The sequence below is a fragment of the Oceanobacillus sojae genome (genome assembly GCF_900162665.1).
Lineage (GTDB): Bacteria > Bacillota > Bacilli > Bacillales > Amphibacillaceae > Oceanobacillus > Oceanobacillus sojae_A.
The window spans coordinates 658,884-680,126 of sequence record NZ_LT727811.1 but is presented as its reverse complement, the minus strand read 5'-3'; the positions used below and the strand labels follow the sequence as shown (position 1 = coordinate 680,126).

The window sequence follows — 21,243 nt, the reverse complement described above, 5'->3', positions numbered from 1 at the left end:
CACTAATATTACTTGTCAACATTTTTCATAAAAAAAGTGAAAGGCCCCCAAAACCAGAGAGCCTTTCACTTGAATATTACTTGCCAATCACCTCTACACCGCCCATATACGCACGTAACACTTCCGGTACAACCACACTTCCATCTTCCTGTTGGTAATTCTCCAAAATTGCCGCTACGGTACGGCCTAATGCAAGACCAGATCCATTTAAGGTATGAACAAATTCTGGTTTTCCGTTTGCTTCACGACGGAAACGAATGCCTGCACGACGCGCCTGGAAATCTTCAAAATTAGAGCAGGAAGAGATCTCACGATACGTATGCTGGCTTGGTATCCACACTTCAATATCGTATTTTTTCGCTGCTGTGAAGCCTAAATCGCCTGTGCACATGCTCATCACCCGATAAGGTAATTCTAACAGCTGTAACACTTTTTCTGCTTCGCCAGTCAGTCTTTCTAAGGTTTCATAAGAATCTTCCGGCTTTACAAAATTCACGAGTTCGACTTTATTGAACTGGTGCTGACGGATTAAGCCGCGGGTATCTCTTCCGGCAGAGCCTGCTTCAGAACGGAAGCTGGCACTGAATGCAACATATTTTTTCGGCAGTTCATCAGCTGTTAAAATTTCATCACGATGATAGTTCGTTACAGGAACTTCAGCTGTCGGTACCAGAAAATAATCCCATTCTTCGAGCTTAAAGGCATCCTCTTCAAATTTAGGCAACTGTCCAGTGCCAGTCATGCTCATCCGGTTCACAATATATGGAGGAAGCATTTCCTGATAGCCATGCTTATCCGCATGCAGATCCATCATAAAGTTTAATAATGCACGCTCTAATCTCGCTCCTAACCCTTTATAGAAGACAAAACGGCTTCCGGTTACTTTTGCAGCGCGCTCAAAGTCTAAAATATCTAAATTTGTAGCAACATCCCAGTGCGGCTGTGCTTCAAATGAAAATTCCGGAACAGTACCCCATTTACGTGCTTCTACGTTATCATCCTCATCTTCTCCGACAGGGACGCTCTCATGCGGAAGGTTAGGAATAGAAAGCATGATATTTTCTAATGTCTCTTCAATTTCTTTTAATTCTTTATCAAGCTTAGATATTTCATCTCCAACTTCACGCATGGAAGCAATAGCCGCTTCAGCATCCTTCTTCTCCCGCTTTAAAACAGAAATTTCCTTGGACACTTCATTACGCTTTGCCTTTAACTGTTCTGTCTCTGCGATTAATTCACGTCTTCTTACATCAAGCTCACCAAATTTATCTAATTCACTGAGATCTTCTCCACGGTGTGCGAGCCTCCCCTTCACCTCATCAAAGTTATTTCGTACATACTTCATATCTAACATCATCATTACCTCCTTGTATTTGAACTTCCATTTTAAACCATTAAAAAACTCCCGTCCCTTATATATAAAGGGACGAGAGTATATTTCCCGCGTTGCCACCCTAGTTAAAGAATCCAAATAGACTCTTTCGGCTTTGTATACGAATAACGTCGTATCTCCGTGCTTACTTACAATGATTGACTCACTTCGATAAGCATGCTCCAGGATGGATTCACTGCATTCTAACGCTAATTTACACCGGCCATTAGCTCTCTACAGATAGAAAAACAGCTACTAGTTCCTATCAACACATTATATATTAGTACGTGTTCAAAAAGTTCGATAAATAGGACCAAGAAGTTCAAGGCGACTACCTTTTTACGAACGGAGCGTATGTCTTATAATACGTGAGTATCGGAAAAAGGTAGTCAACGAAGAAAATCGCCGTGTCATCTTTATTGGACTTTTTGAACATCCTATATTATGAATTATTGTATATCATAAGCTATTTCATATCAGGTTGCAAGGTTTCTGGAGAAATTAATTAAAAAAGTCCTGTCACCCAGTTGTACGCCCCCTGGAACATGTTTACGAAGAAATCACCGATGGATTGTAAAGTAAGCATAAACCAGTTCGCTTTTTCAATAGAATCCATAGCAACTAATTCGTAGCTTTCCTCACTCGCCTCATCCGAAACGTAACCAAAATCTTCTTCTTCTCCATCATAGACAACGTTAACTGTTCCGATTACTTCATCTGCTTCTATTGGTGCTTCCAGTTCACCATTGCTATTCAGCTTATCTTCGTCTAACGCATATTCTAAATGATACAGCTCTTCCTCACCTGATTTCACAGGAACCTGGATAGCATTATTAATACCAATATTTACTTCTTTTTCTTTCCCTTTTGCGACAGGAATGGTTTCTTCGCCTTCTTCTTGATATCCTGCCGGGAATAATTCCTGTGTTTCAAATTCATCAAATCCATAATCCAGCAGCTTTGCCGTTTCTTCAAAGCGTTTTTCCATACTGGATGTTTTCATAACAACGGTAATAAGGCGTCTTCCATCACGTTCTGCTGTTCCTGTAAAAGCATAGCCTGCAAGATCTGTATGACCCGTTTTCAAGCCGTCTACACCTTCATAATAATATTGTTCCAGGTTCACAGAATCATGATCCAGCATATAATTCCAGTTGTCAATTTCCTGCCCGTCAAATTCTGTACTCGGTATACTGGATACTTCCAATGCTTCCGGGTAGTCATTCACTAAAGCTGTCGCTAAAATGGCAGCTGCACGGGCTGATAACAGGTTTGTATCATTGGGGCTGGTTCCTTCTGGATAGTTATCCCCTAAACTCTCATTATCTAACCCTGTTGAATTAACAAATTTATATTCCTGAAGGCCTAATTCCTCGCCCTTTTCATTCATCAATGTAACAAATTCACTTTCAGATCCTGCAATTAATTCCGCCAACGCAATGGAGGTAGCATTATCTGAGTTAATTGCCATTGCATCATATAATTGTTTTACTGTATAGTCCTTTTGCTGCGTTAAGCCGACACCAGAAAAATCAGCATTTGCAGATATACTATATGCATAATCACTAATTTGTGTTGTAGTATCCCAAGAAATATCGCCGTTTTCAATTGCTTCCCAAACAAGATATTCTGTCATCATTTTTGTCATGCTAGCAGGAGGCAATGCCACATCCGGATCTCTCGCATATAAAATTTTACCCGTTTCTGCATCCACTAAAATTGCTGATTCTGCCTCTAAATCTAATTCATCTGCATAAACAGACATGGCTGGTGTTCCTAAAGATGTTAATACAAGCGCTGCCGCAGCCACCAAAAGAAATAATTTATTCATAGACTTTCTCACATTTCCGTACCTCCGTTTAATAATATAGCTTGTTTACATAAAACGACACTTCATTTTGTGACTTTTCCCGCTCTTTTTCTCGCTGAACAGGGCTTTTAAATTACCCTCTCCGACCAAAAGCGCAGCACTGTGATAAGTTCTATGTATTCTGCTAAGCACGCTTCACATTTTACCATAAAAATTCATAAAAAAATAGATAGAGCAACATCCTCTATCTATTTTTTTTACGACCGTATGACACAAATTTGTCATCAGATGAAATTCATTTCATTACTGTACAAAATAGTTTGGAGCTTCTTTCGTAATTTGTACATCATGTGGATGACTTTCCTTCAATCCCGCTCCTGTAATACGGATAAACCGGGCATCATTTCTTAAGCTCTCTAATGTTTTTGTTCCACAATAACCCATACCGGCGCGCAAACCGCCTATTAATTGATGGAAGGTGTCTCCAAGTGACCCTTTGTAGGCAATACGTCCTTCAATACCTTCTGGAACAAGCTTTTTATTCTCTGATTCACTTTGGAAGTAGCGATCTTTTGATCCTGCCTGCATTGCTCCGACAGATCCCATACCGCGATACACTTTATATTGGCGTCCCTGGAAAATTTCTGTTTCTCCCGGGCTTTCCGATGTCCCTGCAAAAATACTTCCCAGCATTACCGCATGCGCACCTGCTGCTAAAGCTTTCACGATGTCACCAGAGTATTTAATCCCGCCATCTGCAATAACCGGTACACCGTACTCCTTCGCTGCGCGGGCACAATCGTAAACGGCGGTAATTTGCGGTACACCGACACCTGCAACAACACGGGTTGTACAGATAGATCCAGGTCCAATACCTACTTTTACAACAGAAGCTCCAGCTTCGATTAAAGCTCTTGTTCCATCTTCTGTTGCCACGTTTCCTGCAATAATTGCTAAATCAGGATAGGCCTCACGGATATATTTTAATTGATCAAGAACACCTTTAGAGTGGCCATGTGCTGTATCAATAACAATGGCATCTACACCAGCATCAACTAATTTTTCAATCCGCTTCATCGCATCGCCAGTAACACCGACAGCAGCCGCTACAATTAAGCGTCCTTGTGAATCCTTTGCTGCATTTGGAAACTCAATCACCTTTTCGATATCTTTAATCGTAATCAGCCCTTTTAAAATCCCCTGATCATCAACAAGAGGCAGCTTTTCAATTTTATATTTCTGCAGAAGCTTTTCCGCTTCGTCCAATGTTGTGCCAACTGGTGCTGTTACCAATTCCTCCGTTGTCATCACTTCTGAAATCAGAATTGAATAGTCCTCAATAAAGCGTAAATCACGATTGGTCAAAATACCAACGAGCTTTTGTTCCTCAATATTATTAACAATTGGAACTCCTGAAATCCGGTATTTCCCCATCAAATGCTCCGCATCATATACCTGATGCTCAGGAGTTAAGAAGAACGGGTTCGTGATAACACCACTTTCAGAGCGTTTTACACGGTCTACTTCCTCTGCCTGCTGTTCAATAGACATATTCTTATGAATAACTCCAAATCCGCCCTGACGTGCCATGGCAATTGCCATTTCTGCTTCTGTTACTGTATCCATTCCGGCACTGATAAATGGTGATTTCAGCTTTAAGTTTGATGTTAAATCAACACTTAAATCCACCTGGTTTGGTAAAACCTCTGATTCAGCCGGAACAAGTAATACATCATCAAACGTTAAACCTTCTTTTGCAAATTTGTCTTCTCTCATTGCTAGCTCATCCTCCAATCATTGAATTTACAACATCGTTTCACTTCATTTTGCAGATGCTATACAGTTTTCAAGGTATATCTTCATACGATATCGGAGAAACTGCTTAAAAAATACCGCCTTTGTGAAAGTAGTAGCAAATATCTATTTTTACTTACATTACTCTATCTTTTAAGCTTTTTCAAGCACCCGACATATAAGTACAAATAGAGGATAGATTCAAAATATTTAAATAGTTATGGAGCTGGAGTAATGATACCTTATGAAGACATTTATTCGTTTTTAACAGCAGAAGAAAATGCGCAAAATTATTTAGAAAAAAGTTATCAATCTCAGGATGATACGAAAACAAAAAGCTATCAAAACAGTTCTGCTTTCATACACTACATCAGTAATGGAAGCCATTTTATGGAATCCAGCCAAAAGAGCAGTATTCTGGTCCAGCCTGTTCTATCTTTTTATGGAATGGTACATCTTTTAAAAGGCTGGCTGCTGACAAAACGTCCTGATTATCCGGAAACGACAGGTGTACTTGCACACGGTTTGACAGCCCGGAAAAGAAAGCGCAAAGATTATCGTTTTATCGAGGATGAGGTCAAAATTCAGCAGCAGGGGTTATTTCCCTATGTCAGCCGTTATTTATTTTCTCACCATCCTTTCCCTTTAAACCGTGTTTCCATGCAGCTCCTGCTACGTTCTATTCCAGAATTAAGTAATATTTGGAGCTTTCATAAAGAAACACCTATGATAATTGTCGGAGAAAAAGAAAGTAAACAGCTCCGCTTCCCGGATCGCGTTTTAGATGGATTTTATTTAAAAGAATCTACATTTATAGAGCGTATTCGTCCATTTCTGCCTCCTATCGGGGATATCCAACAAAAAGAGGGAGAATTGCAGCTTTACCTGACAGAATCCGTCAAAGATTGGAATGGGCCTTTCCGTTATCATCTGCATAACGAATTTATTTATTTCCCGGCAGCAAGAACAGACTATTTCCCTTACTCTGAGATTCTGGTACATTATCTTCTTTTGTTTAATTTAAGCATGATTTGCCGGTATGAGACGGAGTGGTGGGGAGAGCTTATTCAAACCAAGGCCGATCGGGAGTATCCGCTTATTCAACAATTTTTGAAAATAACACAGCAAAAAACACCAGCCCTTATCAGCCAGTGTTTATTGCAAAATTTTCAGGATGAAAATAAATAAAAAATCAGCCGCCGGCTATATTTTCCATAGCTAGGCGGCTGATCCTCTTTATAGCATCATTTGATAACAATATAGACTAAAAACCTTGCCTGTTATTCGTTATTATCATCCGCTTCGTTATTCTCTTCAGATACTTCCGTTTGCTCTTCCTGTTCAGCTTGTTCTGCTTCTTCCACTACCTCTTCTTCTTTCTCAATCCGGGCTACAGTTGCAACTTCTTCATCATCCTGCAAACGAATCAAGTGCACTCCTTTGGTGTTTCTGCCTGTTTGAGAAATATCGGATACCTGGATACGAATAAGCACGCCTTGGGCGGTAATAACCATTAAATCTTCATCACCATGGATCGCCTTCACAGCGACAACATGTCCTGTTTTTTCATCAAGCTTACAGGTAAATACACCTTTACCGCCACGGTTAATACGGCGATATTCATCTTCCGGTGTCTGCTTTCCAAATCCTTTACTTGTTACATGAAGAATTTTAGAGCTTTCTTCCATAATTTCCATGGAGACTACCTCATCATCCTCACGAAGGGAAATTCCTTTTACCCCTGCCGCTGTTCTTCCCATTGGGCGCATCTGTTCTTCTTCAAAACGGATTAAATAACCGTTTTTCGTCGCAATCATAATTTCCTTTTCGCCATCAGTCATACGAACAGAAATTAATTCATCCTCTTCCCGCAGGTTTACAGCAATGAGTCCGCCTTTGCGGATATTCTTGAACTTTTCAAGGGAGGTGCGTTTCGCAATCCCGTACTTCGTCGTAAAGAACAGGAAGTGGTCTTCATCAAACTCGGATACAGAGATAACTGCATTGACCCATTCTCCTTTTTCCACCTGAAGCAAATTAATAATCGGGATGCCTTTGGCAGTACGGCTAAACTCAGGAACCTCATATCCTTTTGTTTTATAAACCTTCCCTTTGTTCGTAAAGAATAGAACCGTATCATGGGTTGAGGTAGATACAAGATGCTCTACAAAGTCATCCTCGTTCGTTCCCATTCCCTGAATACCACGGCCGCCGCGGCGCTGTGTACGATACGTAGACGCCGGTAATCGTTTAATATAACCCTGATGTGTCAGCGTGATAACAATATTCTCTACAGGAATAAGATCTTCATCCTCAAAGAAACCTGCTCCGCCTGCAACAATTTCTGTACGGCGGTCATCACGAAACTTCTCTTTAACTTCAATAAGCTCTTCACGAATGATTTCTAATACTTTTTCTTCGTCAGCTAAGATTGCTTTTAACTCCGCAATTAATGCCTGAAGCTCTTTGTATTCTTCTTCAATCTTTTCGCGTTCCAAGCCTGTTAAACGCTGCAGACGCATATCAAGAATTGCCTGAGCCTGTTTTTCAGACAACTCAAAGCGTTCGATTAAACCTTCTCTTGCTATATCTGCTGTTTTGGAATTACGGATTAAGGAAATAACCTCATCCAAATGATCAAGCGCAATACGCAAGCCTTCTAGAATATGTGCACGTGCTTCTGCTTTATTTAACTCAAACGCTGTACGGCGCTTGATAATTTCTTTTTGATGCTCTAAATAGTATTCTAAGCATTGTTTAATCGTTAATACTTTTGGACGCCCGTCAACAAGAGCAAGCATATTAATACCAAAAGTTGTCTGCAAAGAAGTATGCTTATATAAATTATTCAATACCACATTCGCATTTGCATCTCTTCTCAGCTCTATTACAACCCGCATCCCATTACGGTCAGATTCATCACGAAGATCTGTGATACCATCAATTTTTTTATCACGGACAAGTTCAGCTATTTTTTCAATAAGCTTAGCCTTGTTCACCTGATAAGGAAGCTCTGTCACAATAATCGTTTCTTTATCATTTTTACCCTGCTCAATATTGCTTTTTGCACGGATGGTGATAGATCCTTTTCCTGTTTCATAGGCTTTGCGGATACCACTTCTTCCTAAGATTTGACCTGCCGTAGGGAAGTCTGGACCAGGAAGATAGCTTTCCATAATTTCGTCTACTGTTATATCCGGATTTTTACTTACAGCCAGTACAGCATCAATCGTTTCGCCTAAATGGTGCGGTGGAATATTCGTTGCCATCCCAACTGCAATCCCCGATGTTCCGTTAACAAGTAAATTAGGGAATCGTGCCGGGAACACGACCGGTTCACGTTCAGCACCATCATAGTTATCCTGGTAGTCGATCGTGTCTTTATTAATGTCTCGAAGAAGCTCCATGGAAATCTTGGACATACGTGCTTCTGTATAACGCATTGCCGCTGCCGAATCACCATCGACGGAACCAAAGTTCCCATGCCCGTCCACGAGCATATACCGGTAACTGAAATCCTGCGCCATTCTTACCATTGTCTCATAAACAGCCGAATCACCATGTGGATGGTACTTACCAATAACCTCTCCCACGATACGTGCTGATTTTTTAAATGCTTTGTCAGAGTGCATTCCCAGATCATTCATTGCGTAAAGGATACGGCGATGGACGGGCTTCATTCCATCGCGGACATCGGGTAATGCTCTTGCTACGATAACGCTCATCGCATAATCCAAGAAGGATGTACGCATCTCTTTACTTATATTTATTTCCTGGACACTCGGACGATTTTCCTCTGCCATAGTCTAATAACCTCCCAATCACTATTATTTCAGTGATTTCCCTTAAAATGTGGATTCAAAAAGTCTGATAAATAGGACCAAGAAGTTCAAGGCGACGAATTTTTTTCGAACGGACTTCCACAGGATGTGGTGACTTCTGTGTTGTCCACAGGACGTGGACGTTTTTAACAGAAGTTCCTCTATGCTTAACAATACGTGAGTATCGGAAAAAATTCGTCAACGCAGAAATTCGTCGCGTCATTTTTATTGGACTTTTTGAACAACCTCTTAAATATCTAAGTTTTGTACGTACTGGGCGTTTTCTTCGATAAAGTTGCGTCGCGGCTCTACTTTATCGCCCATTAACATATCAAAAACCTGGTCTGCATCAATTGCGTCGCTAAGCTCAACCTGCAGCAGTGTGCGTGAGTCCGGGTTCATGGTTGTATCCCAAAGCTGGTCTGCGTTCATTTCTCCCAAACCTTTATAACGCTGAATACCTGGTTTTGGTGCCTTTGGAAGCTCAGCAAGCAGTGCATCCAGACCTTTATCGGAATAAACATAATGAACTGCTTTGCCCTGCTTGATTTGATAAAGCGGCGGTTGTGCTATATAAATATAGCCATGCTCAATTAATGGACGCATATATCGATAGAAAAATGTTAATAATAATGTTCTGATATGCGCTCCGTCCACATCAGCATCTGTCATAATAACAACCTTATGGTAGCGTGCCTTTGATATATCAAAATCTTCAGCAATCCCAGTTCCTAACGCTGTAATCATGGCACGTACTTCATTATTTGATAAAATTCGATCCAGACGTGCTTTTTCGACATTTAAGATTTTTCCCCGTAAAGGAAGAATTGCCTGGTAGTGACGATCCCTTCCTGATTTTGCGGAACCGCCGGCAGAGTCACCCTCTACAATGTACAGCTCACTTTTTGATGCGTCTTTGGAAGAACAATCAGCTAATTTTCCTGGCAGACTTGTTACATCGAGCGCACTTTTACGACGTGTCAGCTCTCTTGCTTTTTTAGCAGCCAAACGTGCTCTGGACGCCATTAACCCTTTTTCTACAATAATTTTTGCGGTCGTTGGATTTTCGTAAAGAAATTTAGAGAAAGTCTCTGAAAATACACCATCTGTAATTGCACGTACTTCGCTATTTCCCAGTTTTGTTTTCGTCTGTCCCTCAAATTGCGGATCTGGATGCTTCACGGAAACAATTGCTGTCAAGCCTTCCCGGACATCCTCTCCAGACAGGTTTGATTCATTATCTTTCAATAAGCTGTTCTTTTTTGCATAATCATTGATTGCACGCGTCAGCCCTGAACGGAAACCAACTTCATGTGTTCCGCCTTCATAGGTATGAATATTATTAGCAAAAGAATATAAGCTGGTCGCAAATCCATCGTTATACTGGATAGCAACCTCTACAGAAATTCCCTGATCTTCCCCTTCAGCATAGAATGGTTCGTGCAGTACTTCTTTATTTTTATTAATGAATTCTACATAAGAACTGATTCCGCCCTCATAATAATACGTTGCCGGATCTTTATCCGTACGTTTATCTTCAATGGATATACGCAATCCTTTATTTAAGAAAGCAAGCTCTCTCAGACGTTGTTCTAATGTTCCATAATCATATTCGGTAGTTTCTGTGAAAATTTCCGGATCTGGTATAAAGTGTGTTACGGTTCCTGTAATATCTGTATCCCCAATAATCTCAATCTCACCGTCAGGAACCCCTTTATGGAAAGAAAGATAGTGAATTTTTCCATCAAGGTGGACAGTTACCTCTAATTTACTGGAAAGAGCATTTACAACAGATGCACCTACACCATGAAGTCCACCGGAAACTTTATATCCGCCGCCGCCGAACTTACCGCCGGCATGAAGCACTGTCATAATAACTTCCAAAGCTGGACGGCCTGTTTTCTTTTGAATACCGACAGGAATCCCCCGGCCATTATCTTTTACAGTAATACTATTATCCTCTTCGATAATGACTTCAATATGATCACAATAACCTGCCAGCGCCTCATCGATACTATTATCGACAATTTCCCAGACAAGGTGATGTAATCCTTTTTCACTGGTGGAACCGATATACATTCCCGGTCTTTTACGAACGGCTTCAAGACCTTCCAGTACTTGTATCTGGTCAGCATCATAGGCTTGGTTTTCTGTTACTTTGTCTTCCATTGACATCTTCTCACACTCATTTCTATATGAATTACGCTTCATCATAATAATCTTCTAAATTACTGATTGTTGTTAAAATACCTGAGCGCTTTCTTAAAGTAGCTACCGATAAGGTACTGAAAAAAATATGATTTTCTGTAATCATAATGGATTTTGCCTTTTTTTCGGGACCGGAAACTCTATCCTTCTGCTTCCATTCCTGTATCATCTGATACATTCCTGATGCATTTGTATATAAATCGTAATCAATTATCGCAATGACCTCCCGGGACCGGATAACATTGTCATTGCCAATGTGGATGAACACGATCAATCGCTTCCTTTCTTCGTTTAATCAGACTTCTTCCATTCTTACGCTGCTCATTTACTTTAAAAACAGCAGCAGATTACGATTCTTTTTTATTTGTTACGATACCTTGATGAACATAAAATAACTCTGCATTTTTCAGCGTTTCATGGTGAATTCCGTCGACATTCGTTGTTGAAACAAACGTCTGCACTTTTCCCTGAATCGTGTTTAATAGGTGAGACTGGCGGTAATCATCCAGTTCACTTAATACATCATCAAGTAAAAGAATCGGATATTCACCCACCTCCTGATAAATCAATTCTATCTCAGCCAGTTTAATGGATAAGGCAGTCGTTCTTTGCTGCCCTTGTGAACCATACGTTTGAACATCCTTGCCATTCACGAAAAAGATAAGGTCATCCCGGTGCGGGCCAATCAATGTTGTACCGCGTTCAATTTCTTTTTTTCGGACCTCCTTAAAGGAATCTTCATAGTTAGTAGTTATTTTTTCCTTATTTGCGTCTTCTGATACCTTTATTGTCGCATCATATTTAATTTCCAAGTTTTCTAGATTACGACTGATTCCTTCATGAATAGGTCCTGCCCATTTTCTCAGCAGATCAAGGTAAACAAATCGTCTCTCCAGCAAAAAAGAAGCATGCTCAACCAGTTGGTCTGTTAATACATCCAACATAGTTTCATCAGCACTGCTCTGACGTTGCAGCTGCTTTAATAAATGGTTTCTTTGCTTGAGTATTTTTTGATATTGAGATAAATGGTAGATATAGGTTGGCTGAATTTGACCTAATTCCATATCCATAAAACGACGGCGAATCTGCGGAGCTCCTTTAACGATCGTTAAATCCTCCGGCGCAAACATAACCACATTAACCGCACCAATGTAATCACTCAACCGGTGCTGCTCCAAATGATTTATCTTTGCTTTTTTTCCTTTAGAGGAAATGGAGATTTGCAGGGGGATGGATTGATTCCTTTTTGTAATCCTGCCCTCTATTGTAGCATAATCTGAATCCCAGCGTATGAGCTCTTTTTCCCGCATTGTCCGATGAGAACGGGTAAATGAGAGCACATAAATTGCTTCCATCAGATTGGTTTTTCCTTGCGCATTTTCTCCAATGATGACATTAACCTTATCATCAAATGTAATGTCCAATGCTTCATAATTGCGGTAATTGGTCAATTTCAACTGTTCAATATGCATTCTTTATTCCTCTTTGAAAATGACAAAGGATCCTATCTCATCTATTTCAAGGACATCTTCCGGATATAATTTTCTCCCGCGGCGATGTTCACGTTCTCCATTAACCACAGCCCCTACATCTTGAAGATATGCTTTGACCATTCCACCAGAATCCAAAAAATTAATCAGCTTGACACATTGCCCAAGCGTAATATACTCCGTATCTATCTTTATCTGCTCATGCATGATATCACCAAATACTTTCTATTTGTTTTGTCTGCCTTAATAAAAAAAAGAAAACAGACACTTATATTATTTCTTCTATTTTCTATTTTACTAAAAATTGATTAAAAAAGGAAGGAAAGGCCTCAAATAATTACAAAAAGATATGTCTTAGCGTTTTTTAGACTTTTTTAATGGGGGCATTCTTATTTCCCTCTTCTCTTCTTAGAACGCGTTTTATGTTGTTTTTTAAAAGAGCTTGTAAAAAATGAAATAACTAATGGATGAATTTAAACTTATTTAGAATAAAATTGTCCTTTTTTTCGAGGAGGCTGAGCACGGGGCCCACGAAAAGCGTAGTGTATTTCTGGGGCCTAAGATTACTCACCTCATTAAAACCGTTGGAGCGGCTATCTCCAGCATCTTATATACTTTCCTACTCTTTAAAAAAACTAAAAAGCCCTTTTTAATTAAAAGAGCTTTTAGTTTACAGAGTATAACTTTTACTTATTCCCTGGTCTGACACGTTTTTTTAACGCGTAACGCATTAAAAAAACAAATATTTCTTAGTATGTTCTTACTGGTAAAATCAGCTGAAGAATAGAATCATTTTCTACAGGACGAATAACAAATGGACGCATTGCTCCTGTAAATTCAATCACTACTTCATCATATTCAATCGCCTTCAGCGCATCGATCATATATTTTGAGCTGAAAGATATTTTTAAGTTCTCACCATCAATCTTATCAGCAGTTACTTCTTCCTCTACATTTCCGATTTCCGGAGAGTTACTTGAAATCTCTATCAAACCATTATCATTGCTCGTAAACTTAACAACATTATTTCTTTCTTCCTTTGCCAATAAAGAAGCACGTTCAATGGATTTTAAAAGCGGTGTTGTTTTAATTTGAATGGTAGTTTTGCTATGGTCTGGAATTAATCTCGAGGTTTCGGGATAATTTCCATCTAATAATCTGGATAAGAAATTCAAATGCTTCGTGCGGAAAAGAATCTGGTTATTCGTTACACTGATTTCTACAGTTTCCTCGGAATCATTTAGAATTTTATATAGTTCATTTAAGCTTTTTCCAGGTACAACTACTTGTTCAATAGAAACATTTGAATCTGTTATTGGAATATCTCTTTTTGCCAGACGATGGCTGTCTGTTGCAGTGAATACAAGCTTTTGATCTTCTAATTTAATATTTACTCCCGTTAGAATCGGTCTTGTTTCCATCGTAGATACAGCAAAAACAGTTTGCTTAATCATGCTTTTTAATAAATCAATCGGCATTTCAAAGCTATTTTCTGTTTGCAGCTTTGGAAGCAACGGGTATTCATCCGCACTTTGGCCATTTAAATTAAACTCTGATTTCCCTGAAGTAATTTTTACATTAAATTGATCATCAACAACAATATCTACCTGTGATTCAGGGAGCTTCCGGACAATATCAGGAAAGTATTTAGCCTGTAACACAATACTTCCATCCTCTATATTTTCAATATATACTTTGTCTTCATCTTCAGCTGGAATATAAGATTCGATTGAAATATCGGAATCACTCCCTGTTAGAGTAACTCCATGTTGTTTCACTTCAATTTTCATTCCAGTTAATATCGGAATAACAGTTCTGACAGAGATTGCTTTCATAACATCTTGTACACCAGCAATTAATTTATCTCTTTGTATTGTAAAACGCATGTACATATCCTCCTTGATTGTATAAGAAAAGCCTTGCAGCAGCTGTTTCTTAAATTCTTTCCTAAATTCATAAAAAAGGGTTCTATTATTTATTAATTATAATATAAAAAACAGTAATAATAGTAATAAGAGCTGTGGTTACTGTGGATAAGTAGGATTGTGTTAAAAACAACAAAGTTTTCCACATGTGTATAACCTGTTTATATGTTGTTCTGTTTTTACACACCATACACAGCCATGCAGCTTATAAAGATTTAAGCTTTTCTTTTAATTCTTCAATATCCCGATCTAATTCTGTATCCGTTTCAAGCAGCTTTGAGATTTTTTCATGCGCGTGAATGACGGTAGTGTGGTCTCTTCCGCCAAATTCCTGACCAATTTTCGGAAGAGAAGCATCTGTCAGCTCTCTTGATAAATACATGGCAATCTGTCTCGGAAAAGCAATAGATTTGGTACGCTTTTTAGCAGGAAAATCCTCCAGCCGGATATGATATCTATCCGCTACAACCTCTTGGATAGCAGGAATAGTAATTTCTTTTGGCTTATTACTGGGAATAATATCCTTCAACGCATTTGCTGCTAAAGAAGCATCGATATCCTGGTTTACTAAAGAAGAGTAAGCGACGACACGGATCAGCGCACCCTCCAGCTCCCGGATATTTGTATTAATCTGATTAGCAATATACAGCATGACTTCGTTTGGAATATCCAGCCCTTCCGCTTTGGCTTTTTTATTTAAAATAGCAATTCTTGTTTCTAAATCAGGAGGAGTAATATCCGTAATCAGCCCCCATTCAAAGCGCGAACGCAAGCGATCCTCTAATGTAGGAATTTCTTTTGGCGGCCGGTCACTGGAAATAATAATTTGCTTACTTTCCTCGTGCAGCGCATTAAAAGTATGGAAAAATTCCTCTTGAGTTGATTCTTTTCCAGCAATAAATTGAATATCATCAATAAGAAGGACATCAATATTGCGATATTTATTGCGGAAATGATTCGATTTGTTATCCATAATGGCATTAATAAATTCATTCGTAAATTTTTCAGAGGTCAGGTAAACCACCTTGGCATTTTTATTATGCTCTCTTACATAATGACCGATTGCGTGCATTAGATGTGTTTTTCCTAAACCAACCCCGCCATAAATAAATAATGGATTATATGCTTTGGCAGGAGCTTCGGCAACAGCTAAAGATGCTGCGTGCGCAAAGCGGTTCCCGGCGCCGATAACAAAAGTATCGAATGTATATTTATCATTCAGCATTGATTTTGGAGAATCTGGCGTTTTAGCGTCAATATTCGGTTTTGGCATCGGTTTTTGATCTGATGGTTCTTCCACAGAATCAGGAATAATAAACTTGGCGTTCAGATTGGAACCAGTGATTTCTTCTAAAGTCTGGGTTATTAAATCGGTATACTGTGTTTCCAGCCAATCCTTTGTAAATTCATTTGGAGCGGTAATAACCAATGTATTTTTTTCTAAGTGAAGGGCTTTTGTGTTTTTCAGCCAAGTGTCAAAGCTCGGTTTACTTAATTTTTCCTGGATGGTGCTTAATGTTGCATCCCAAAGTTCTTCAATATTTTCCAAAGTTACTTTCACTCCTTTCGACCTAAGTTAGGAAATATAGTTGTCAGGATGGACAGCAATAGTAAAGGCTAAACTTTTTAAAGGTCATTTGTCTTATTGCTATAGAAAATAGAAATTCATATTAAAAAGGATGCTAAAGAACCGAGCAGGATATTCGCCGCTCAGGATAAGAGAGAATAAAAATAGATATTATGGATAGCTATTTCATATACTTCAAGCTAAAGCAAAATTTTAAACAGTTTGTCTGTATACCTTTTTTATGAAGCTCTATTTAGAAGAAAAAAGCCTCTCTCAATCTATCTCAGGGGTTAGATGGAAAGGCAGACGTATAAAAAATAAAAAAAGCCTGTGGATAAATAATTTAAATAGAAAATTACATGTGCAATTCAAGCTTGGAGCAGGAATACTCTTGTACACAGTAAAAATAATTTTAAAGAAAATCTATAAATATAAACGCTATCCACAGCCTTGTAGAAAACTTTATCAAAAATCAGTGGAAAAACTATCCACAACTTGTCCACATTCTGTGCATAAGTTTTATTAGCATAAATTATTTCCACAAACTAAAACATAAATATAATACCAAATAAAACCGAATAAATCAATGGCTTTCAAATAGTTATCCACATATTCTATCCGTTGTGTGTTTCAGTTGTAAACAACGCTATATTTTGTGGTTAAACTGTTTATTTTTTGTGTGGATAGAAAAAAAGAGGGAGAAATTATTCGATACGGACTGTGGATAATAAAGGAGATTGCTAAAACAGAAATTCGGCAATAACTGTACTAATAGCTGTATTACTTCAGAATATAAAAGAGGATGAATGGAAATACTGTTTATTTAGAAGAAAAGTGTAGTATCTCAAAAAAATATTAGAGGTGGGAAATAGATATCTTTCATGAAGAAAAGGGGAAGGAAACGGAGCTTCATTTGATAAAAATTAGTAAGAAAGATTCTTTGTGAAAAATTTAAAGGAAATCATTGAAAAATGTGTGAGAAAGAAATGAAGCAGAATTTTATTAAATAGCCGGTTGACAAAATGAATACATTTTTCGTATAATATCAAGGACTGTCTAATGGATAAGTTATAAGCTATTTATAGTTTAAATATGAAACTTGGATTTTCCAAGGAGGTGCACACTCATGAAAAGAACGTTTCAACCAAATAATCGTAAACGTAAAAAAGTTCACGGCTTTCGCACGCGTATGAGCACAAAAAATGGTCGTCATATTTTGGCCCGTCGTCGTCGCAAAGGACGTAAAGTTTTATCTGCATAAGCCACTGACAACTATCAGTGGTTTTTTTCTGTTATTTAAAGGATATTGTGATTCCTATATCGAATTACATATTTTATGTGTTTAAAGATGGACAAGCTTTTAATAGTATATAATGAATAGAAGAAGATGTATGTGGGTTAAATTAAAAGGTGATGACGGTGAAAAAACAATTTCGAATTAAAAAAAATGAAGAATTTCAGGCAGCTTTTAAGCACGGGAATTCTTTCGCAAATAGACAGCTGGTTATTTATTATAGGAAGAAAGAGAATCAGGATCATATCCGGATCGGTCTGTCTGTCGGGAAAAAAATAGGGAATGCCGTTGTCAGGAATCGTATAAAAAGATTGCTGCGGGCGTCTTTTCAAGAGTTAGAGAAGGATATTAAACCTTGTTATGATATCGTAATCATTGCCAGAAACCCAACGAAAACAATGAGTTATGAAATGATGAAAAAAAGTCTCTCACATCTATTATATAAAGAAAAACTATTTAAGCACTCGAAGTAAGGACAAGTTTAAGATAGAATTCACAATGTAAATAAGCTAAAATAACAAGTAGAAGCATTGGGAATATTAAGGAGGAAAAGCTTTGCGCAAAAAATACGGGATATTAATCACTTTTCTCGTGTTAGCGGTTTTTTTAGCTGGGTGTACCCAAATTGATGAACCGATTACACCTGAAAGTGAAGGGTTTTGGAATACAGTCTTCGTTTATCCATTATCTTGGTTTATAACAAAGATTGCAGAATTTTTGAATGAAAACTATGGCTTGGCAATTATTTTAGTAACAGTACTTATCCGTTTGATACTAGTACCGTTAAACGTAAAACAAATTAAAAGTACGAAAGCAATGCAGGAAGTTCAGCCGCAATTACAGGAGCTTCAGAAAAAATACGCGTCTAAGGATGCTAATACACAGCAGAAATTACAACAGGAAACGATGCAATTGTTCCAAAAAAATGGTGTTAATCCATTAGCTGGATGTTTACCGATTCTTGTGCAAATGCCAATATTTATTGCGATGTATCATGCAATTAGACGTACGACAGAAATTGCTACACATGATTTTCTATGGTTCCAGCTCGGAACACCGGATTATGTTTTGCCGATTCTGACAGCACTGTTTACTTTCTTACAGCAGAAATTAATGATGTCTACCAATTCATCTGCAAACAGTAATCCACAAATGAGATTACAGCTGCAGATTATGCTATATGTGATGCCGATTATGATTGGTGTAATGGCCTTCTTCTTCCCGGCAGCATTAGCATTGTACTGGGTAACTGGTAACATCTTCATGGTATGCCAGACACTACTTATTAATAAGCCGATGATGGCCAAAAAATAAATTGTTATAATGGGGGAAGAGATTCCCTCATTATTAATAAGTAAAATAATTAAACAGTTTTAAGTTTTATGAAAATATAATAGCAATTAGGAAGCTCTTCAGAAATTAAATATAGCATCTGTTTTCCCGCCTGAATTATAGTTAAATTTTTAACCAAATAAGGAAATTACGGGTGCTTATGCTGAAAAATGGAGGGGAAACGATTGAGAGAAGTAACTGCAAGTGGTCAAACAGTTGAAGAAGCGGTTCAATCCGCTCTGGACCAATTAGGAGTGGAGAAGAACCAAGTAGATGTTGAGGTCATTGATGAAGGTAAAAAAGGAGTATTTGGGATCTTTGGATCCAAGCGTGCCTTTGTAAAAGTAACAGTAGCAAAGGATCCGGTTGAAGAAACAGCTCAATTTATCAAAGAAGTTACTAGCAACATGAATCTCTCAGTAAAAATAGAAACGGAAGTCAAGGAAAACCATGTAACATATACAATGCATCATGAAAATATTGCAAAGCTCATTGGAAAAAGAGGCCAGACCTTAAACGCGTTGCAGTATTTAGTGCATTTAGTTATTAACAAACATAATGACACGTATTATACAGTAACATTGGATGCAGAAGGCTATCGGGCCAGAAGAAAAGAAACCTTAGAATCACTTGCGTTGAAAATGGGAGATAAAGCACAGAAAACAAAGAAAAAAGTGGTTCTGGAGCCGATGCCGGCATTTGAACGTAAAATTATCCATAGTGTCCTGCAGGATAAGCAGGTTTCCACTTATTCTGATGGCGTTGAGCCGCATCGTCATATTGTTATTAAACCTTAAAACCAAAGCCTGAGAATGCGTCAGATCTCTCAGGTTTTGGTTTTTTTCTATTCTATGACTGTATTTAAAATCTTGTCAGTAATTTTGGATACAGGTAATGTTCCATCAATAACGAGATTTATTCATCACATACACACCTCTATGGTTTAAAATGAATTATTCCATTTTAATATATCATAAACAGTACATCTCCAAAAAATAATTTTAGTTCCGGTTCCATAAGCTTGAAGCATATTTTTATATCACTTATCAACTAATAGAAAAAGAAATACGTTATTCACATGTGGATAACAAGAATACGTAGTACGAAATAAGTATCTATGTGGATAAGTTTCTTTTTTTCTAAATCTATGTTATTCTTGGTTGTTAGTGATAATAAAAATTAACGAATTAATTATAGATATAGAATGAAGGTAAGGCAGGTGAATAAGATGGATACAGATACAATAGCGGCGATATCTACTCCAATTGGCGAGGGAGCTATTGCAATTGTGCGTCTAAGCGGGCCAGAAGCAATATCGTTAGCCTCTGATGTGTTTGAAGGAAAGAGTCTGAAAGAGACAGATTCTCATACCATTCATTATGGGAAAATCGTTGATCCGATAACGAGGGAACTGGCAGAAGAGGTCATGGTATCTGTGATGCGTGCTCCAAAAACATTTACACGGGAAGACATTGTCGAGATTAATTGTCATGGCGGTTTAGTATCTGTGAACCGTGTGTTAGAGATTATGCTGGCAAAAGGAGCGCGTCTGGCTGAACCGGGTGAATTTACAAAACGTGCCTTTTTAAACGGCCGTATTGATTTATCACAGGCAGAAGCTGTTATGGATTTAATCCGTGCCAAAACAGATAAGGCAATGAATGTGGCATTAAAGCAAATGGATGGACGTCTATCAAAGCTTATCCAGACGTTAAGGCAGGAATTACTGGAAACAGTTGCCCATGTAGAGGTAAATATCGATTATCCGGAGTATGATGATGTAGAGGAAATGACACATACCTTAATGGAGGAAAAGACCAAAGAGGTAGGGCTCGAAATAGAGAAGCTGCTGGAGGTTGCTGCGCAGGGGAAAATTCTGCGTGAGGGACTGGCAACAGCTATTATTGGACGGCCAAATGTCGGGAAATCTTCCTTAATGAATACATTAGTACAGGAAAACAAAGCAATTGTAACGGAAATTCCAGGCACAACAAGAGATATTATTGAAGAGTATGTGAATGTCCGCGGCGTTCCATTACGTTTAGTCGATACAGCCGGTATCCGGGAAACAGAGGATATCGTCGAACGCATTGGTGTGGATCGTTCCAGACAGGTATTGAAGGAATCAGATTTAATTTTATTTGTATTAAATTATAATGAAGCTTTGAGCGAGGAAGATAAAAAATTATTTGAAGCCGTTCATGGATTAGAATATATTGTTATTATTAATAAAACAGATTTAGAACAGAAATTGGATTTAGAAGAGGTAAAGGCATTTGCAGAAGGGAAGTCTGTTGTAACAACTTCCTTAATTGAAGAGCAGGGCGTTGATGAGCTGGAGCAGGCAATTGCTAATACCTTCTTTTCGGGTGAAGTAGATGCAGGAGATTTAACATATGTGTCCAATGTGCGCCATATCCAGCTGCTGAAGCAGGCAAAGCAGGCGTTAGATGATGCCCGTGAAGCAATTGAGCTTGGAATGCCAATGGATATTGTCCAAATAGATGTAACAAGATCGTGGGAGTTTATGGGAGAAATTATTGGTGATACAGCAAGCGACAGTTTGATTGATCAGTTATTTTCTCAATTCTGCTTAGGAAAATAGATTATATAATGAATGAAAGGAAGAA

At 38.3% G+C, this 21,243-nt stretch carries 16 protein-coding genes and 1 other annotated feature; of the genes, 6 read left to right on the top strand and 10 right to left on the bottom strand.

Features of this window, described 5'->3' with window-relative positions; all coding sequences use genetic code 11:
• Positions 1 to 76: 76 nt before the first annotated feature.
• The 3 genes from serS to guaB all read right to left on the bottom strand — a co-directional run bounded on the left by serS (position 77) and on the right by guaB (position 4,958).
• A complete protein-coding gene (gene serS, locus BN1068_RS10450; protein ID WP_077602802.1) occupies positions 77 to 1,354 on the bottom strand; it encodes a serine--tRNA ligase in 1,278 nt (425 codons plus the stop codon).
• A gap of 65 nt (positions 1,355 to 1,419) precedes the next feature.
• Positions 1,420 to 1,650, bottom strand: a binding site (T-box leader).
• 227 nt (positions 1,651 to 1,877) lie between these two features.
• On the bottom strand, positions 1,878 to 3,215 hold the full coding sequence (locus tag BN1068_RS10445; protein WP_077602801.1) for a D-alanyl-D-alanine carboxypeptidase family protein: 1,338 nt from the start codon (positions 3,213 to 3,215) through the stop codon (positions 1,878 to 1,880).
• Positions 3,216 to 3,485: 270 nt separating this feature from the next.
• The gene (gene guaB / locus BN1068_RS10440) at positions 3,486 to 4,958 is read right to left on the bottom strand and encodes an IMP dehydrogenase (protein ID WP_077602800.1); all 1,473 of its coding nucleotides are present in this window, start codon (positions 4,956 to 4,958) and stop codon (positions 3,486 to 3,488) included.
• 252 nt (positions 4,959 to 5,210) lie between these two features.
• Here guaB and BN1068_RS10435 point away from each other — a divergent pair, with 252 nt between their 5' ends.
• A complete protein-coding gene (locus BN1068_RS10435) occupies positions 5,211 to 6,164 on the top strand; it encodes a YaaC family protein (RefSeq protein WP_077602799.1) in 954 nt (317 codons plus the stop codon).
• A 92-nt stretch (positions 6,165 to 6,256) separates the two neighbouring features.
• Here the strand turns inward: BN1068_RS10435 and gyrA are convergent, their stop codons facing one another.
• The 7 genes from gyrA to dnaA form a co-directional block, all read right to left on the bottom strand.
• Complete coding sequence (gene gyrA, locus BN1068_RS10430) at positions 6,257 to 8,779, bottom strand: DNA gyrase subunit A (protein ID WP_077602798.1); 2,523 nt, start codon at positions 8,777 to 8,779, stop codon at positions 6,257 to 6,259.
• 267 nt (positions 8,780 to 9,046) lie between these two features.
• Positions 9,047 to 10,972, bottom strand: coding sequence for a DNA topoisomerase (ATP-hydrolyzing) subunit B (gene gyrB, locus BN1068_RS10425; protein WP_077602797.1), 1,926 nt, complete (start codon positions 10,970 to 10,972; stop codon positions 9,047 to 9,049).
• Between the two features lie 25 nt (positions 10,973 to 10,997).
• Positions 10,998 to 11,273 carry an extracellular matrix regulator RemB gene (remB, locus tag BN1068_RS10420; protein WP_077602796.1) on the bottom strand — a complete coding sequence of 92 codons (276 nt, stop codon included), beginning with the start codon at positions 11,271 to 11,273 and terminating at the stop codon, positions 10,998 to 11,000.
• Positions 11,274 to 11,352: 79 nt separating this feature from the next.
• Positions 11,353 to 12,477 (bottom strand): DNA replication/repair protein RecF, encoded by a 1,125-nt coding sequence (gene recF / locus BN1068_RS10415; protein ID WP_077602795.1) that lies wholly within the window; start codon positions 12,475 to 12,477, stop codon positions 11,353 to 11,355.
• Positions 12,478 to 12,480: 3 nt separating this feature from the next.
• A complete protein-coding gene (yaaA, locus tag BN1068_RS10410) occupies positions 12,481 to 12,702 on the bottom strand; it encodes a S4 domain-containing protein YaaA (RefSeq protein ID WP_077602794.1) in 222 nt (73 codons plus the stop codon).
• A 542-nt stretch (positions 12,703 to 13,244) separates the two neighbouring features.
• The gene (gene dnaN, locus BN1068_RS10405; RefSeq protein WP_077602793.1) at positions 13,245 to 14,381 is read right to left on the bottom strand and encodes a DNA polymerase III subunit beta; all 1,137 of its coding nucleotides are present in this window, start codon (positions 14,379 to 14,381) and stop codon (positions 13,245 to 13,247) included.
• A gap of 244 nt (positions 14,382 to 14,625) precedes the next feature.
• The gene (gene dnaA, locus BN1068_RS10400) at positions 14,626 to 15,969 is read right to left on the bottom strand and encodes a chromosomal replication initiator protein DnaA (protein ID WP_077602792.1); all 1,344 of its coding nucleotides are present in this window, start codon (positions 15,967 to 15,969) and stop codon (positions 14,626 to 14,628) included.
• Between the two features lie 1,144 nt (positions 15,970 to 17,113).
• Here dnaA and rpmH point away from each other — a divergent pair.
• From rpmH to mnmE, 5 genes are all read left to right on the top strand, one after another.
• Positions 17,114 to 17,248: a 50S ribosomal protein L34 gene (rpmH, locus tag BN1068_RS10395; protein ID WP_042528652.1), complete on the top strand. Its 135-nt coding sequence runs from the start codon at positions 17,114 to 17,116 to the stop codon at positions 17,246 to 17,248.
• Positions 17,249 to 17,406: 158 nt separating this feature from the next.
• Complete coding sequence (gene rnpA, locus BN1068_RS10390; protein WP_077602791.1) at positions 17,407 to 17,754, top strand: ribonuclease P protein component; 348 nt, start codon at positions 17,407 to 17,409, stop codon at positions 17,752 to 17,754.
• Positions 17,755 to 17,836: 82 nt separating this feature from the next.
• Positions 17,837 to 18,595 (top strand): membrane protein insertase YidC, encoded by a 759-nt coding sequence (gene yidC, locus BN1068_RS10385; protein ID WP_077602790.1) that lies wholly within the window; start codon positions 17,837 to 17,839, stop codon positions 18,593 to 18,595.
• A 203-nt stretch (positions 18,596 to 18,798) separates the two neighbouring features.
• The gene (gene jag / locus BN1068_RS10380) at positions 18,799 to 19,410 is read left to right on the top strand and encodes an RNA-binding cell elongation regulator Jag/EloR (RefSeq protein WP_077602789.1); all 612 of its coding nucleotides are present in this window, start codon (positions 18,799 to 18,801) and stop codon (positions 19,408 to 19,410) included.
• 431 nt (positions 19,411 to 19,841) lie between these two features.
• Positions 19,842 to 21,218 carry a tRNA uridine-5-carboxymethylaminomethyl(34) synthesis GTPase MnmE gene (gene mnmE, locus BN1068_RS10375; protein ID WP_077602788.1) on the top strand — a complete coding sequence of 459 codons (1,377 nt, stop codon included), beginning with the start codon at positions 19,842 to 19,844 and terminating at the stop codon, positions 21,216 to 21,218.
• Positions 21,219 to 21,243 lie beyond the last annotated feature (25 nt).

What these genes read in the sequence shown, in the direction of transcription:
- serS (WP_077602802.1), bottom strand. Translation starts at nt 1,354, where the DNA reads ATGTTAGATATGAAGTATGTACGAAATAACTTTGATGAGGTGAAGGGG.
- guaB (WP_077602800.1), bottom strand. Translation starts at nt 4,958, where the DNA reads ATGAGAGAAGACAAATTTGCAAAAGAAGGTTTAACGTTTGATGATGTA.
- BN1068_RS10435 (WP_077602799.1), top strand. Translation starts at nt 5,211, where the DNA reads ATGATACCTTATGAAGACATTTATTCGTTTTTAACAGCAGAAGAAAAT.
- gyrA (WP_077602798.1), bottom strand. Translation starts at nt 8,779, where the DNA reads ATGGCAGAGGAAAATCGTCCGAGTGTCCAGGAAATAAATATAAGTAAA.
- gyrB (WP_077602797.1), bottom strand. Translation starts at nt 10,972, where the DNA reads ATGTCAATGGAAGACAAAGTAACAGAAAACCAAGCCTATGATGCTGAC.
- recF (WP_077602795.1), bottom strand. Translation starts at nt 12,477, where the DNA reads ATGCATATTGAACAGTTGAAATTGACCAATTACCGCAATTATGAAGCA.
- yaaA (WP_077602794.1), bottom strand. Translation starts at nt 12,702, where the DNA reads ATGCATGAGCAGATAAAGATAGATACGGAGTATATTACGCTTGGGCAA.
- dnaN (WP_077602793.1), bottom strand. Translation starts at nt 14,381, where the DNA reads ATGCGTTTTACAATACAAAGAGATAAATTAATTGCTGGTGTACAAGAT.
- rpmH (WP_042528652.1), top strand. Translation starts at nt 17,114, where the DNA reads ATGAAAAGAACGTTTCAACCAAATAATCGTAAACGTAAAAAAGTTCAC.
- mnmE (WP_077602788.1), top strand. Translation starts at nt 19,842, where the DNA reads ATGGATACAGATACAATAGCGGCGATATCTACTCCAATTGGCGAGGGA.